This window comes from Clostridium sp. Marseille-Q7071 (genome assembly GCF_965112025.1).
On record NZ_CBCOPR010000001.1, the window covers coordinates 1,345,801 to 1,361,900 of the forward strand.

Annotated in this window: 15 protein-coding genes; 13 read left to right on the forward strand and 2 right to left on the reverse strand. The window is 28.4% G+C overall.

From position 1 onward, the window contains the following. The first annotated feature begins 28 nt into the window (after positions 1–28). The 7 genes from ACWPW7_RS06365 (at position 29) to ACWPW7_RS06395 (ending at position 8,249) form a co-directional block, all read left to right on the forward strand. On the forward strand, positions 29–1,567 hold the full coding sequence (locus ACWPW7_RS06365) for an ABC transporter substrate-binding protein (RefSeq protein WP_454052826.1): 1,539 nt from the start codon (positions 29–31) through the stop codon (positions 1,565–1,567). Positions 1,568–1,818: 251 nt separating this feature from the next. After that, positions 1,819–2,748, forward strand: a complete 930-nt coding sequence (nikB, locus tag ACWPW7_RS06370; protein WP_454052827.1) for a nickel ABC transporter permease — start codon at positions 1,819–1,821, stop codon at positions 2,746–2,748. 11 nt (positions 2,749–2,759) lie between these two features. Beyond that, positions 2,760–3,629, forward strand: a complete 870-nt coding sequence (locus ACWPW7_RS06375) for an ABC transporter permease (protein WP_454052828.1) — start codon at positions 2,760–2,762, stop codon at positions 3,627–3,629. 24 nt (positions 3,630–3,653) lie between these two features. Next, on the forward strand, positions 3,654–4,625 hold the full coding sequence (locus tag ACWPW7_RS06380; protein WP_454052829.1) for an ABC transporter ATP-binding protein: 972 nt from the start codon (positions 3,654–3,656) through the stop codon (positions 4,623–4,625). Positions 4,626–4,642: 17 nt separating this feature from the next. Continuing rightward, positions 4,643–5,593: an ABC transporter ATP-binding protein gene (locus ACWPW7_RS06385; RefSeq protein ID WP_454052830.1), complete on the forward strand. Its 951-nt coding sequence runs from the start codon at positions 4,643–4,645 to the stop codon at positions 5,591–5,593. Positions 5,594–5,784: 191 nt separating this feature from the next. After that, positions 5,785–6,507 carry a gamma-glutamyl-gamma-aminobutyrate hydrolase family protein gene (locus tag ACWPW7_RS06390; RefSeq protein ID WP_454052831.1) on the forward strand — a complete coding sequence of 241 codons (723 nt, stop codon included), beginning with the start codon at positions 5,785–5,787 and terminating at the stop codon, positions 6,505–6,507. Between the two features lie 467 nt (positions 6,508–6,974). Next, the gene (locus ACWPW7_RS06395) at positions 6,975–8,249 is read left to right on the forward strand and encodes an L-cysteine desulfidase family protein (protein WP_454052832.1); all 1,275 of its coding nucleotides are present in this window, start codon (positions 6,975–6,977) and stop codon (positions 8,247–8,249) included. Between the two features lie 100 nt (positions 8,250–8,349). On the opposite strand, the gene ACWPW7_RS06400 is transcribed toward ACWPW7_RS06395, so the two are convergent. Beyond that, positions 8,350–9,771, reverse strand: coding sequence for a Sapep family Mn(2+)-dependent dipeptidase (locus tag ACWPW7_RS06400; RefSeq protein ID WP_454052833.1), 1,422 nt, complete (start codon positions 9,769–9,771; stop codon positions 8,350–8,352). Between the two features lie 285 nt (positions 9,772–10,056). Here ACWPW7_RS06400 and ACWPW7_RS06405 point away from each other — a divergent pair, with 285 nt between their 5' ends. The 6 genes from ACWPW7_RS06405 (at position 10,057) to ACWPW7_RS06430 (ending at position 13,828) form a co-directional block, all read left to right on the forward strand. Beyond that, positions 10,057–10,794 carry a LytR/AlgR family response regulator transcription factor gene (locus ACWPW7_RS06405; RefSeq protein WP_454052834.1) on the forward strand — a complete coding sequence of 246 codons (738 nt, stop codon included), beginning with the start codon at positions 10,057–10,059 and terminating at the stop codon, positions 10,792–10,794. 10 nt (positions 10,795–10,804) lie between these two features. After that, on the forward strand, positions 10,805–11,599 hold the full coding sequence (locus ACWPW7_RS06410) for a hypothetical protein (protein ID WP_454052835.1): 795 nt from the start codon (positions 10,805–10,807) through the stop codon (positions 11,597–11,599). 2 nt (positions 11,600–11,601) lie between these two features. Continuing rightward, complete coding sequence (locus ACWPW7_RS06415; protein ID WP_454052836.1) at positions 11,602–12,105, forward strand: ATP-binding protein; 504 nt, start codon at positions 11,602–11,604, stop codon at positions 12,103–12,105. Between the two features lie 143 nt (positions 12,106–12,248). Continuing rightward, complete coding sequence (locus ACWPW7_RS06420; protein WP_454052837.1) at positions 12,249–12,809, forward strand: accessory gene regulator B family protein; 561 nt, start codon at positions 12,249–12,251, stop codon at positions 12,807–12,809. A 308-nt stretch (positions 12,810–13,117) separates the two neighbouring features. After that, positions 13,118–13,678, forward strand: coding sequence for an accessory gene regulator ArgB-like protein (locus ACWPW7_RS06425; protein WP_454052838.1), 561 nt, complete (start codon positions 13,118–13,120; stop codon positions 13,676–13,678). Positions 13,679–13,699: 21 nt separating this feature from the next. Further along, positions 13,700–13,828 carry a cyclic lactone autoinducer peptide gene (locus ACWPW7_RS06430; RefSeq protein ID WP_080618872.1) on the forward strand — a complete coding sequence of 43 codons (129 nt, stop codon included), beginning with the start codon at positions 13,700–13,702 and terminating at the stop codon, positions 13,826–13,828. A 305-nt stretch (positions 13,829–14,133) separates the two neighbouring features. Here the strand turns inward: ACWPW7_RS06430 and thrS are convergent, their stop codons facing one another. Further along, positions 14,134–16,071 carry a threonine--tRNA ligase gene (gene thrS / locus ACWPW7_RS06435; protein ID WP_454052839.1) on the reverse strand — a complete coding sequence of 646 codons (1,938 nt, stop codon included), beginning with the start codon at positions 16,069–16,071 and terminating at the stop codon, positions 14,134–14,136. Positions 16,072–16,100: the final 29 nt, after the last annotated feature.

Consider the following 16,100-nt stretch of genomic DNA (forward strand, 5'->3'; position numbering starts at 1 on the left):
TTTATGAATAAAAGAGGAGGTATTGGTATTGATAAAAAGTAAAAGATTTAAATCTTTAATAGCTACAATTTTAACAATTGCTATGATAGGAGTATTTACAGGATGTAATAACAATAATTCTGATTCATCAAAGAAAGACTCTTTAGTTGTAGCAACAGCCTATGATGCCAAATCATTAGACCCCTATGCAGTAAATGACGTAGCATCTGCTAATGTTATGATGCAAATTTACCAAACTCTTATAAAAGAAGGTGACGACGGAAAGCTAGAACCACTATTAGCAGAGTCTTTTGAACAGGTAGATGAGACTACTTTTAAATTCAAACTTAAAAAAGGTGTAAAATTTCATAATGGTGAAGAAATGAAGGCTTCTGATGTAAAATTCAGCTTTACAAAGGCAGCCCAATCAGCTCCTATAGCTCATATTATGGGCGATATTGATATAGATAGTTTTGTAATTGATGATGATTACACCATAAGTTTTAAAATTAAAAATCCTTCATCAGCTTTTTTAGCAGGCTTGGTACACTCAGGAGCAGCTATATTAAGTGAGAAAGCATATACAGAAGCAGGAGAAAACTATGGAATGAGTCCAATTGGTACAGGACCATTCAAATTTGTAAGTTGGGCTAAAGGTGATAACGTAGTGCTTGAAAGATTTGATGATTTTTACGGTGAAAAGCCAGCATTAAAAAATATCACTATAAAAGTTATACCTGAACCAACAAATAGGACTATAGAGCTTGAGAGTGGAGGAGTAGATATAGCTTATGAAATTTCAGCAAATGACTTAAAAAGAATTGAAGAGAATGAAAATCTAAAGCTTGTAAGAGGATTTGATTATTCAGTTCAATATTTAGGAATTAACACGCAAAAAGCACCATTTAACAATGAAAAAGTACGTCAAGCTATAACTCATGCAATAGATGTAGAATCAGTTGTTGAAAGTGCATACAGAGGAATAGGTAAAGTTGCTAAAGGGCCTATGTCTCCAACTATAAAATATTATAATGATGGTCTTCAGCCTTTAGAATATAATGTTGAAAAAGCTAAAAAATTATTAGCAGAAGCTGGATATCCTGATGGGTTTAAAGCAGAAATCTGGACAAATGAGAAAAAAGAAAGAGTGGATATGGCTACAATAATTCAGGAACAGTTAAAGCAAGTTGGAATTGAAATTGATGTTAAAGTTTTTGAATGGGGAGCTTACTTAAGTGGTTTAGATAATGCTCAGCATGATATGTATTTCTTAGGATGGACAGCAGAAACTACAGACCCTCATACAGCTCTTTATGCGTTATATCATTCATCTGCAAAAGGTGCTGGTGGAAATAGATCCTTCTTTGAAGATAGTAAAGTTGATGAATTATTAAGTAAAGGTGCAACAATGTTAGATTCTCCAGAAAGAGAGGCGGCATATAAAGAAGTTCAAAAAATTTTAGTTGAAAAAGCACCAGCGGTATTTATGGAAAATGGAGAACAAGTTGTTGGAACAACAAAACAGGTTACTGGATTTAAAACAAGTCCAGTAGGATATCACGTTCTATATAATGTGAAATTTGAGTAAAATAAATTAGAAATAGCTAGGAGTATAAAAAATATTAAATTATATCTTTGATAATTTTATTAATAAGATTAAGTCTGGCATTTAACAGCCAGCAAAATTTATAAATAGACTATGTTTAAAAAACTTAGAATTAAGAATTTGAATGAAGAATTGTGGAGAGTTCTTGTTTAGATTAAGAGGTTGATAACTGACTTTCTCCATAATTCTTCATTATTTATTAATTCTATAAATAATAAGGGAGGAGAATTAAATTGCTAAAATATATAGTTAGAAGAATTGCTTTACTTATCCCTGTTATATTAGGAGTAACCTTTATAGTCTTTACGTTAATGTATATAACTCCTGGTGATCCAGCAAAAATTATTTTAGGGGAAATGGCGACAGAAGAGGCAGTTTTACAGTTAAGAGAAGAAATGAAATTAGATGATCCATTTTTAGTGCAGTATGGAAGGTATATGAAAAATTTAATTTTTCATCAGGATATAGGAAGATCTTACGTAACTAAAAGACCAGTATTACAAGAAATAAAGGCTGTATTTCCAGCTACTTTTAAATTAGCGTCACTATCAATAGTTGTAGGTGTAGTTGTAGGTATACCTATTGGAATATTATCTTGTATAAAACAATATTCTCTTTTTGATACCATTGCAATGATAGGAGCACTTATTGGAATATCTATGCCTGTGTTTTGGTTGGGACTTTTATTAATACTATTATTTTCTGTAAAGTTAGGATGGCTTCCAGCTTCGGGATTTAGTAGTTTTAAACATATGATACTTCCATCTTTAGCTTTAGGTGCTCAATCAGTAGCAGTAATTACTCGTATGACAAGATCTAGTATGCTTGAAGTAATAAGACAGGATTATATAAGAACAGCAAGAGCTAAAGGACAAAAGGAAGGAAAGGTTATTTTAAGACATGCTTTAAAAAATGCACTTATTCCAATTATAACTGTAATAGGATTACAATTTGGTGGATTATTAGGTGGAGCGTTGTTAACAGAATCAATTTTCTCTATACCTGGTGTTGGAAGATTAATGGTTGAGTCAATAAAGATGAGAGATTTTCCGGTTGTTCAAGGAGGAGTTCTATTTATTGCTATAACTTTTAGTATTGTAAATTTATGTGTTGATTTGTTATATGCATATGTAGATCCGAGAATAAAATCACAATATAGTTAGGGGGAGGAATTATGGCAGAAGTTAACATACCTAAGAAGAAGAAAAGCAATATAGCTGAAATTTGGGGAAGATTAAAGAAAAATAAATTGGCTTTAGTAGGTTTAGTCATAATTATAATATTAGCTTTAGTAGCTATATTTGCTGATTTTATTGCATCCTATGATTATGCGGAACAAAATTTAAAATTAGCGCTTAAAGGACCAAGTTCTGAACACTGGTTTGGTACTGATGAATTTGGTAGAGATATATTTAGTCGTATTATATATGGTTCTAGGGTATCTTTGAAAGTTGGATTTATAGCTGTCAGTATAGCTATAGTAATAGGCGGATTTCTAGGAGCTATATCTGGATATTATGGAGGGAAAATAGATAATGTCATAATGCGTTTTATGGATATATTGCTTGCAATCCCGGGAATATTATTATCTATTTCTATAGTAGCAGCACTAGGACCAGGACTTATAAAACTAATGATTGCGGTAGGTATTTCATCTGTTCCACAATATGCAAGAATAGTAAGAGCTTCAGTTCTATCTGTTAAAGATCATGAATTTATTGAGGCAGCTAAGGCAATGGGAGCAAGTGACTTTAGAATAATTGTTACACATATATTACCTAATTGTTTGGCACCAATAATTGTTCAAGCTACTTTAGGAGTGGCCATAGCAATTTTAACTGTAGCGGGACTTAGCTTTATTGGACTTGGAATACAACCTCCAACTCCGGAATGGGGAGCAATGTTATCAGGAGGAAGAAGTTATATAAGAGATTATTCCTATATGACTATTTTCCCAGGATTGGCAATTGTTTTAATTATATTTGCACTGAATGTATTAGGTGATGGTCTGCGTGATGCATTAGATCCTAAATTAAAAAATTAAATTAGGATTAAGGAGAAATATGGTATGAAAAAAGATGAGATTTTATTAGATATAAAAGATCTAAGTGTAGAATATAATACTGAAAATGGAGCAGTTAATGCAGTAAAAAATTTAGACTTACAGTTAGATTATGGAGAAACATTAGGGTTTGTAGGGGAAACTGGTGCAGGTAAAACTACCACTGCATTAGCAATTATGAGATTGATTAGTAGTCCACCAGGAAAAATAATGAGCGGAGAAATTTATTTTGAAGGAGAGAATTTATTAAAAAAATCAGAAAAGGATATGAGAAATATAAGAGGTAGTAAAATTGCCATGATATTTCAAGATCCTATGACTTCTTTAAATCCTGTTATAACTATAGGTGAACAAATAGCTGAAATGATAGAACTTCATGAGAATATAAATAAAAAAGAGGCCTTAAAAAAGGCAGAAAAAATGCTTGATATAGTAGGAATTAGAAAAGAAAGGATTAATGATTACCCTCATCAATTTAGTGGTGGTATGAAGCAAAGAGTAGTTATAGCTATAGCATTGGCTTGTAATCCTAGTCTTTTAATTGCTGATGAACCAACAACAGCTTTAGATGTGACAATTCAAGCACAGGTTCTAGAGCTTATGAAAGATTTAAAAGAAAAATATAAAACTTCAATGATTATGATTACTCATGATTTAGGAATTGTTGCAGAAATATGTGATAAAGTAGCTATAATGTATGCGGGAAACGTAGTTGAATATTCAGATAAAAGAAGCTTATATTTAAACCCATTACACCCATATACAAAAGGGTTATTTAGCTCTATTCCAGACTTAAATGTGGATCAAGAAGAATTAGAAACAATAGATGGATTAACTCCAGACCCTACTAATTTACCATCTGGATGTTCTTTTCATCCAAGATGTAGGAAGGCTATGAAAAAATGTTCTAGGGAAGTTCCTCTAAAATATCAAGTTGATTCAGGACATTTTGTAAGATGTTTCTTATATGAGAAATAATATAAGGGGGCTTGTATATGGGAGAGATATTACTAGAGGTTAAAAATTTAAAGAAGTATTTTGATACTAAAAAAGGTAAACTACATGCAATTGATGATATTAATTTTTATATAAATAAAGGTGAAACTTTAGGATTAGTTGGAGAATCTGGATGTGGTAAGTCCACTACTGGAAGAGCAATATTAAGATTACATGAGCCTACAGCAGGAGAGGTTATATATAGAGGAGAGAATATAGTAAGTTATAATTCGAAAAAGATGAAAGATATGCGAAGAAAGCTTCAAATAGTTTTTCAAGATCCATATTCATCTTTAAACCCTAGAATGTCTGTATTCAAGCTTATTTCAGAGCCACTATATGTAAATAAGGTTTATAAAACTAAAGGTGAAATAGAGAAACGAGTAAAAGAAGTTATGGGGGTTGTAGGATTAGAAAGAAGGTTGGAAAATTCTTATCCTCATGAACTAGATGGCGGTAGAAGGCAGAGAATAGGAATCGCTAGAGCTTTAGCTTTAAATCCTGAGTTTATAGTTATGGATGAGCCTGTTTCGGCACTAGATGTTTGTATTCAAGCTCAAATTTTAAATTTAATGAATACTCTTCAAAAGGAATTTAACTTAACTTATTTATTTATATCACATAATTTAAGTGTAGTTAAACATGTTAGTGATAGAATTGCCGTGATGTATTTAGGAAAAATAGTTGAGCTTTCAGATTATAAGACCTTATTTGAAAGTCCTAAGCATCCATATACTCAGGCATTATTATCTGCCATACCTATTCCTAAAGTAGACATACAAAGAGAAAGAATTTTATTAGAAGGTGATGTGCCTAGCCCTATAAATCCCAGTGATGGTTGTAGATTTTATGGAAGATGTATTTATAAAAAAGATCTATGTAATAAAGCTACACCAGAATTTAAAAAATGTAGCAATGGAAGCTATGTAGCTTGTCATTTTGTAGATTAAATCCTCTAAAATAACTAGTTAAAAGTGAGATGAATATTTTCTGTTATGCAGATTAGCAAGTTTTGCTTATAGTAGTATAATAGAATATTCTATTGATGAAACATTACAGAAAACAGGTTTTAGCACATTGACTAGTTATTTTTAAAGATGTATAAAATATAAATTAATTAATTCTGTATAGGGGGATAAAGATGAAAAAACCCTTGATAGGTATAGTTGGAAATATTATTACTAGTTATGATGATAATATAGGAGAAATAGAAAAGTTCTCTATTAGTTTGGATTATATAAAAGCAGTAGAGAGGGCAGGAGGAATACCTATAATATTGCCTATTGCGGAAGAAGAAGAAACAATAAAACTTCAATTATTAAATTGTGATGGAATAATACTTGGTGGAGGATATGATATTCACCCTAAATTTTATAAAGATGAACCTCATAAAGAAATAGGATTTATGAGAGAGGATATTGATGAATATCAATTTAAGCTATTAAAAATATTTTTAGAAGAAGATAAACCTATATTGGGAATTTGTAAGGGATGCCAACTTTTAAATGTATTTTTAAATGGAGATCTATATCAAGATTTAAGTGAATATCCAAAGGAAACATTGATGCATATTCAAAAATCAAGAAAATATGAGCAGTGCCATAATGTAAAAATAAAGGAAAATAGTAAATTGTTTAATTTATTTGGAAAAAATATTATGGTAAATAGTTTTCATCATCAATGTTTAAAAAACATAGGTGAAGGATTAGAAGTGACAGCCTTATCAAAGGATGGAGTTGTAGAAGCAATAGAATTAAAAGATAAAAAATTCGTTATTGGAGTTCAATGGCATCCAGAAATGATGTTATCAAAGAGGGAGATTATGTTAAATCTCTTTAAAGAACTGATTAGCAATTGTATTTAACAAGAAAGTTTAATAGCTAGGTAATCCATAGTGAATTTTTAGTAATTTATGATATAAATATTTAATTTTATTACTAATGTTTTTAAATAATTATATTTAATTTCAAGTGCTGTATTATAGGTAAAGTTAAGATAAACGAATATCACAATAAAAAATAGCTATTATCATAAGTTATATGATAATAGCTATTTTTTATCAATGGACATAACCATAATCAATTAGTTATTAAAAAGCTAGAGTCATTAAGGGGAATTTTCTAAATAGTAAGAAAAAACGAAAAATTATTACATTCTTTTAATAAGAATTAGTTGAATATACTTGTACTAAAAGTATTTTTTTGTTTAAATTAATTTATAAACAATTATTATAAAGGTTTTATCTGTAAGTTTTTATAAATTTATATCAATAAAATTATTACAATTTATATCTTAAAATTATATATCTACACAGGTGTAGGGGGAGATTAAATGAATTATAATTTAATTACTGAGCTATTAAAGACAGAAGTTATACCAGCTTTAGGCTGTACTGAGCCCATAGCTATAGCAATGGCTACGGCTAAGGGCGCAAGCTATTTAAATGGAACACCAGAACATATAGAATTATATTTAAGTACAAATATAGTTAAAAATGCCATGTCGGTAGGGATACCGGGAACAGGGAGTAGTGGAATACACATAGCAGCAGCATTAGGTGCTATAGCAGGAAATGCAGATTTGAATCTTGAAGTTTTAAGAGATGCTACCATAAAAGATGTGGAAAATGCTAAGAAAATGGTTAATGACCAAAATGTGAGTGTACATTTATCTGATAGGCATGAAAAGCTATACATAGAAGCTATATGCATAAAAGGTGAAGAACGAGCTAAAGTAGCGATAAAAGATAAACATACAAATATTATATTAATTGAAGTAAATGGAAAAGTGGTGTTTACAGTAGATGAAAGTGAGCAGACTACTTCAGTTAATACTTCTAATGTGGAACTTTCAGTAGAAAAAATTTATAATTATATAACAAATGTTGATGCTGATGATATTAAATTTTTACTTGATGGTGCTGAGATGAATAGAAAAGTTGCAGAAGAAGGACTAAAAAATGACTATGGTATGAATGTTGGAAAAACTTTAATGAAAAGTATTGAAGAAGGACTAATTGGAGATGATATTATGTCCTATACAATGGCAGTAACAGCTTGTGGAGCTGATGCAAGAATGTCAGGATGCATATTACCAGTTATGAGTAGTGCAGGTAGTGGGAATCAAGGACTAACTGCAATACTGCCTATAGTAGCTATAAATGAAAAACTAAAGTGTAGTGAAGATGTATTAGTAAGAGCATTAGCAATGAGTCATTTAATTACTTATTATATTAAAAGTCATTTAGGAAGACTTTCAGCACTTTGTGGATGTGGTGTTGGAGCAGCAATAGGGGCAAGTTCAGCAATGACTTACATGATGGGCGGAAAATTGGACAATGTGAGTTATACTATTAAAAATATGATTGGTGACGTTTCAGGGATGATTTGTGATGGAGCTAAGCCAGGATGTGCATTAAAGTTATCAACAGCAGTTGGGGCAGCAGTTAAATCTGCCATACTTTCAACAAGAGGAGTTGAAATATCTGAAAAAGATGGAATAGTAAGCAAAGAAGCAGATAAATCAATTAGAAATCTTGCAAGTATAGCAAATAAAGGTATGTGTGATTGTGATAATGTAATTTTAGATATAATGATTTGTAAATAGATATAAAATTAAAAGCCGTAATCTTCTATTACGGCTTTTAATTTTAGAAATCTGAAAGAAAATAATAAACTAAAGATGTTAGTATATTTTTGAATATGCCTTATATCAGGGAATCTTCACTTGATACCATTCTTGCTAGTGCTACAGCATAAATTTCTGTTGCTTTTAGCAATTTTTCAACAGACATATATTCGTTAGCAATATGGCAGCATTCATCTTCGTCATAAAATACAGGTCCCCATGCTACTGTATTTGGCATTGCTTTTGCATAAGAGGTTCCATGACCTAATGTAAATTCATTTTTTAATCCACTTAATTCATTATAAGTATCTTCCATTATTTTTAAGAATGGTTTTTCTTTACTTACAAATATTGGAGCTAAGAAATCTTCAATTTCAAAAGTGCAGTTAGCACTTTCACATACTTTATTTAAAATTTCCTTTAAGCCTTCTACTGTAGTACCATATACTGGTCTCATATTTAAGTTTATACCATAGATGTTATTTTCACCTTTAACAACTGTTGGGGAAATAACGTTTCTATGCATATATTCTCCATCTAAATATTCACTTTCACTATACAGTCCTAAGCCTTTTCCAAAATAGTCATAGCAAAATTCTGCTATAAATTTAACTAATCTAGCTTCTACATTATTTGCTAAATTTAAAGTATTTAAAAACTTACCTATCATTACTATAGGATTAACACCTTGTTGTGGAAATGCTGAGTGACAGGCAAATCCTTGTGCTGTTACTATGATGTTTTCACCATCTAATTTTAATGATATTTTTTCATCTTTATTTTCTTTTATGTAGGCTTTAACTATAGCTTGTAATTCTTCTAAGTTTCCTTTTAAAGTTGCTTTAGCCACTGCAGGCACTGAATTTGTAGCATTACCACTTTGTAAATCTAAAATTTCAAAATTACCTATATTATCTTCACATTTTCCTTCAAATTTAAATAATATATCTGCATATCCTTTTTCTTTGTTGCATATAGGAAATTGTCCATCAGGGGTAAAGCCGTAGTCTGGTAGAGGGTATTTTTTTACATATTCATTCATATCTGTCCACTCTACTTCTTCTTGAGTACCTATTATAAGTTGAACTTTTTTCTTAATAGGAATATTTAACTTACGGATAGCATCCATAGCATATAATGCAGAAATTATAGGTCCTTTGTCATCCAATACTCCACGACCAAATAGAACTCCATCTTTTTCAACCATTTCAAAAGGTTTGGTTTTCCAATCCTCTAAATCATCAGCTAGAACTACATCTATATGAGTTAATATTCCGATTGTTTCCTTTCCCTCTCCCATTTCAATAATTCCTATGGAATCATTTAATACGGTGTAAGCTTTAAAGCCCATATTAGAAGCTTTATCTATAGCAAGTCTTAAAGCTTCTTTTACTTTATCTATATTTTCAGATACACTTGGAATTTCAACTAAGTCCTTGGTATGATTTATTATATTTTCTCTATTTTCTTCTAAAAAGTTATGAATTTTATTTATTTCCATAGCTGTTAACCCTCCTAGTTTTAAAGATTTTATAGAAAAAATCACAAAGATATCTTAATTAACACAATTGTAACATTTGCAGCATTAATTTAAAAGTATAACAATAAAAAATATTTAGTATAGTTCTAAAATTTGTAAAATATAAGAATAATTAATTAAATCGTTTACAATAAATTTATTATTATCTATAAATTAAAACTTCGAAGAAAAGAGGAGAAATTGAATATTTGGAAAATTGATATTATAATAGGTATTATTATGACTATCTAGGAAGGGGGAATATAGATGTCATATAATGTTATTATTTGTGATGATGATAATGTTCAAGTGGGGATTATTAATGGATATTTAAATAAGTTTTCTGATGGCAATGATTTATTTAATATCTTAAGTTTTAATAGTGCAGAAGAACTTTTGGACAAACTATCAAAAAATAGTTCATCATTAAAAGTCAATGATATAGACATTTTTCTTCTAGACATTGAAATGAGTGGCTTAAATGGTATGGAGCTTGGATACAAAATTAGGGAAGTTAATAAAACTGCAATTATAATCTATATAACAGGATTTAAAGATTATGCTTTGAATGCATTTGAAATAAGAAGCTTTAATTATATTATTAAACCTATATCTTATGAAAAGTTTTATAGTGTTATTTCGGAAGCAATAGAAATATTAAGTTTAAAAATTGAGAAATCTAAAGAACTAGTAATAGATAATAAAGATAAAGTTTATAGAATTAGATACGATGATATATATTATTTTGAAAAGTATTTAAGGAAAGTAAAGGTGATAACAAAACAGGAAACTATTGAATATTATGCTTCTTTAAAAGAGCTAAAGAAAGTGTTAGATATGGATTACTTTGTACAATGTCATCAAAGTTTTATAATTAACAGAAGTAAACTAACCTCCTATAAAAGTCAAAGTGTATATATTTCAGATTTAGATATTGATATTCCTGTAAGCAAAGCATCAGTTAAAGAAGTAAGAGAATGCTTAGCAAGCAATTTATTTGGATAGGTGAGGGTATGTGGATATAGTAGTAATTTCAAATATTTTTATAAAAGTTGTAGAAGTAATTTTAGGATATTTATTTATGAGAGCTATGTTTGATAAAAATAATAGACCTAAACATATAGTGGTTATTCTATTAATTTTTCAAATTACAGTAACTTACTTGAGTAATAGCTACTTTGGATTAGGAAGTCAAAAGGGGATTTTATTTATAATATTTTCAAATGTAATTACTTATAAATATATTTTTAACTCAGATTTGTTAAAAATAATTTTTGGGAATTTAGCTTATATAATTGTAATAACCTTTGTAGAACTTATATTTGTTTCATTTACTTATATGTTATTTGATATAAATCAAAATCAACTAGTTTCTTCTAATTTATATACAGTAATATATTTTATATTAACTAGAACAATAGTATATTTAATGATTAGATTTGCAGGTAATATAAAAATAGTGCAAAAAAATTTAAAGAAGATATATGTATATGAATTAATAATGACCTTAAGTATAAATATATTTTTTATATTTATGATATTTAGCTTATTTAAGAACAAAGATATAGTTGAAGCTAGTTCATCAACTATATTTACAATGACAATAACAATCATCATTTTTACTGCAATGGTCATAAATGTTATAAATCAAATAATTAAATATTCAAAAAAGGAATCTGAATGGCTATTGCTTATGAGAGAATATGAAAGACAACAAAATTATATAGAAAGTTTAGATAGACTTACATATAAGTTAAAGGCTCAAAGACATGATTTTAATCATCATATAGCTGTATTTATGGGCTTTTAGACTTGAATAATATTGATGAAGCTAAGAAATATGCAAAAGAATTATTAAAAGATGTACAAGAAGTTAATAATATAGTAAACATAGAAAATTCAACAATTTTAGCCATACTAAATAATAATTTAACAGTAGCAAAGGAAAAAGATATAGAAGTAGATTTAAATATAGATATTCCTAAAGAACTAAAAGTCAATTCTATGGATATTTCTATTATACTAGGTAATTCACTTAGTAACGCTATAGAAGCTTGTGAAAACTTAAAAAAGAAATATATAAAACTTTATATGTATATGAAAGGTGAATATTTAATTATAAAAATAAAAAATAGTAAGAAAGAAGATGTATTTATTGATGAAAATAGTTATGAAACCACTAAAATAGATAAAGAAAACCATGGATTTGGACTTAAAAATATAAAATATATTGTTGATAAATATGATGGATTGCTAAAAATTGAACAATCAAAAGAAGAATTTATTTTAAATATTGCTATGAAAGAGATATGTTAAAAACCTTATTTTTATAAGGTTTTTAATACTTTTAGCCCAATTATTACATTTGAAAGTCAAAATGTGCAAAATGTATTTTAAAAATTAAATGGATATATTAATATAGCTATTGAAGAGTAAATACTTTATTAAGTGGTGATACAATGATAGGCACTTTATCAGTAAAGATATGTAAGTCCTTAGTTAAAAACAATATAATCAAATTTGATGATTTTCAGACTTATATAAAGAAACTTCAAAAGGTTATCTTGTTAATTTTAGATGTTATAGGATTTACAGTAATTGGAATATTGTTTAATTGTCTTTCACAAATGATGTTATTTATTATATCATTTAGAATAATGAGGATGTTTGCAGGAGGATGTTGGCTTAGCAATTATATAAAGAATTTCATTTGCTTTTCCTCTTTAGCATTAATAAGTGTTTACATATCCTCAGTTAATGAATTATCAGGAAATAATATAATAATTACTGTGGTGCTTATGATTATAGCACTTGTAATATTTTTTAAACAAGCACCTTATAAAATAAAATTTTCTTCTTATTCTGAAGAAAAGAGAAAAAAGCTTAGAAGAAATACATTTATAGCCTATTTTTTACAGGCTTTAGTAGTTTTAATATTATTTTTAATAAATAAGAATTTATCATCATATTCTTGTACAATAGCTTTTGCTATTTTTATTCAGTCAGTTACTTTATTATAAATAAATTAATCCCACATAAATTAGCAATCCATTACTACCTATGGATTATAAAAGGTCACCTATAAATATAGGTGATCTTTTATATTTTAAAATTATAATTTTAAGGAATTAATTTATATTATAATTTGAAAACATTAATATCTAGATATATAAAACTATTAATTATAACGTTATTAGGTACTTTTTATAAAAGATTGTCCAATTATTACATTTCAATGTCAAATTATGCAAAGCTACTTTATTTTAAAGTAAAAGTAGCTTATATTAATAATAGAAAAATAAAGAAATTTGATAAATGAGGTAAAGTTATGGTAAATAGAATATCTAGCAAAATATGTACTTCATTAATTCAAAATAAAATAATTAACGAAGATGATTTAGAAGTTTATATGTATGGCTTAACTATGTTATTAATAACTATAGGAGAGCTAATTGGATTAATTTTATTAGGGGTTTTATTTAATTGGCTTAAAGAGATGATAGTTTTTACAGTAATATTCTTTTTTATGAGGTTGCAAGCAGGAGGATATCATGCTAGTACACCATTAGGATGTTTTCTATCATTTTCAATATTAAGTAATGTTTCTATATTTTTATTTAAAAATATAGATTTGATAAGAAATCCAATAATATTAATAGGAATGCTTTTAATAGCATTGATAATATTTATTAAATTAGCACCAAAGGATACGAAAAATAAACCTCTAGATGAAGATGAAAAGAGGATTTATAGAAAAAGAACATTTATAACATATTTTATTGAAGTATCCATTATAACAGCTTTATTTATATTAAATAAAGATTTAAATATTTATTGTTATATAGGTTCTGCAGCTATATTTATAGAAGCAGTATCTTTATTAATATAATTTATAGAGGGGGAAGTCATTATGAAAAAAAATTCATTAGTTCTTAAAGGCATAGGAACAGCATCTCTAGCTGTTGCTAAAATGAGTGCAGGAACAGCTTGTTGGGGATTATGGTATCAACCAGCAGTTCCTAAAAAATTAAAAAAATAGTTTAATACCCAATTTATACCCTTTAATATACTTGCTTTAAATGCGAAGTAAAAAAATCATACCTCACATAAACTTTCGCTTGTTGATGGTAATAGCAAAATGCTATTACCTTTTTTTTATTATGAGATAATGAATTTAAGAATATAAATTATTATTAAAAAGTTAATATATTATTAATTATATTTTAAAAAAACTAAATTTACAACCTTATTTAAGTAATTATTAATATTAGGTAATTATAAATATCATGTATTTATCAGAGCAATTTAAATTATAAAATCGTGGCAGTTAGCCACGATTCTATTTTATCTTTCTTTATTATTAATTTCAGTTAATACTCTTTCAACAAATACATCAAGTGCTACAGCACCTTCTTCACCATTTTGTCTACTTCTTACAGCAACTTCTTTATTTTCAGCTTCTTTTTCACCTACAACTAAGATATAAGGAATTCTTTCATTACGAGCTTCTCTTATTTTGTAGCCTATTTTTTCAGCTCTATAGTCAGCTTCAACTTTTATATTATTTGCTTTAAATGTTTTAACAACTTCTTCTGCATAATCATGATGTTTTTCAGAGATTGGGAGAACTTTAACTTGAACTGGTGCTAGCCAAGTTGGAAAAGCACCGGCATATTTTTCTATAAGTAACGCTAGAGTTCTCTCATAACATCCAATTGAAGTTCTATGAATTACGTATGGATATCTCTCTTTACTGTCCTTATCAATATAAGTCATTCCGAATCTTTCAGCAAGTGAGAAGTCAATTTGAACAGTGATTATTGTATCTTCTTTTCCATGAACATTCTTAATTTGTAGGTCTAATTTTGGACCATAGAAAGCAGCTTCACCAATAGCCTCTTTATAATCAAGTCCTAAGTTATCTAGAATTTGCTTCATTATAACTTGAGTTTCTTCCCAAGCTTCTGGTTTATCTATATATTTAGCTTTATTATCTGGATCCCATTTAGAGAATCTATAAGTTATATCTTCTCTTAATCCTAAAGTTTCTAACATATAGTTAATTAAATCAACTACTCCTCTAAATTCTTCTTCTAACTGCTCTGGAGTAACTATTAAGTGACCTTCAGAAATTGTAAACTGTCTTACACGAATTAATCCATGCATTTCTCCAGAAGATTCATTTCTAAATAGAGTTGAAGTTTCACCATATCTTAATGGCAAATCTCTATAGCTTCTTTTTTTAGAGTTATATATCATAAATTGGAAAGGGCAAGTCATTGGACGAAGTGCAAATACTTCCTCATCATTTTCTTCATCTCCAAGAACAAACATTCCATCTTTGTAATGATCCCAATGTCCTGAAATTTTATATAGATCACTTTTAGCCATAAATGGAGTTTTAGTTAATAGGTAGCCTCTTTTTTCTTCTTCATCTTCTACCCATCTTTGAAGAGTTTGAACAATTTTAGCTCCTTTTGGCATTAATAGTGGAAGTCCTTGACCTACTGGTTCAGCAGTCGTAAATAATTCAAGTTCTCTTCCTAATTTGTTATGATCACGTTTTTTAGCTTCCTCAACTCTTTCTAAATACTCGTCTAAATCAGATTTTTTAGTAAAAGCAGTTCCATATATACGAGAAAGCATTTTATTTTTCTCATTTCCTCTCCAATATGCACCAGCTATTTTAGTTAATTTTATAGCTTTAATATATTTTGTAGACATTAGGTGAGGACCTGCACATAGATCTACAAATTCACCTTGTCTGTAAAATGAAATTATAGAATCCTCAGGTAAGTCGTTGATTAATTCAACTTTATAAGGTTCATTCATTTCATTCATTAATTTAAGTGCTTCTTCTCTAGGAAGTTCAAATCTTTCAATTTTTAAATCTTGTTTAACAATTTTTTTCATCTCAGCTTCAATTTTTTCTATATCCTCAAAAGTAAAAGGTTTTTCTACATCAAAGTCATAGTAGAAACCTTCCTCGATTGAAGGACCTATAGCAAGTTTTGCGTTAGGATATAAGCTTTTAACAGCTTGTGCTAGTATGTGTGCTGTTGTGTGCCTAAAAGCATTTCTTCCTTCTTCATCATTAAAAGTAAGAATGTTTAATTCGCAATCTTTATCAACTATATAACGTAGATCTACAGTTTTATTGTCAACAAATCCAGCAGTTGCTACTCTTGCAAGACCTTCAGAAATATCCTTAGCAATATCTAAAACTGATAATGAGTTTTCATATTTTTTTATTGAGCCATCTTTTAATGTAACTTTAATCATTTTTATTTACCTCCTTAAAACTATTGATA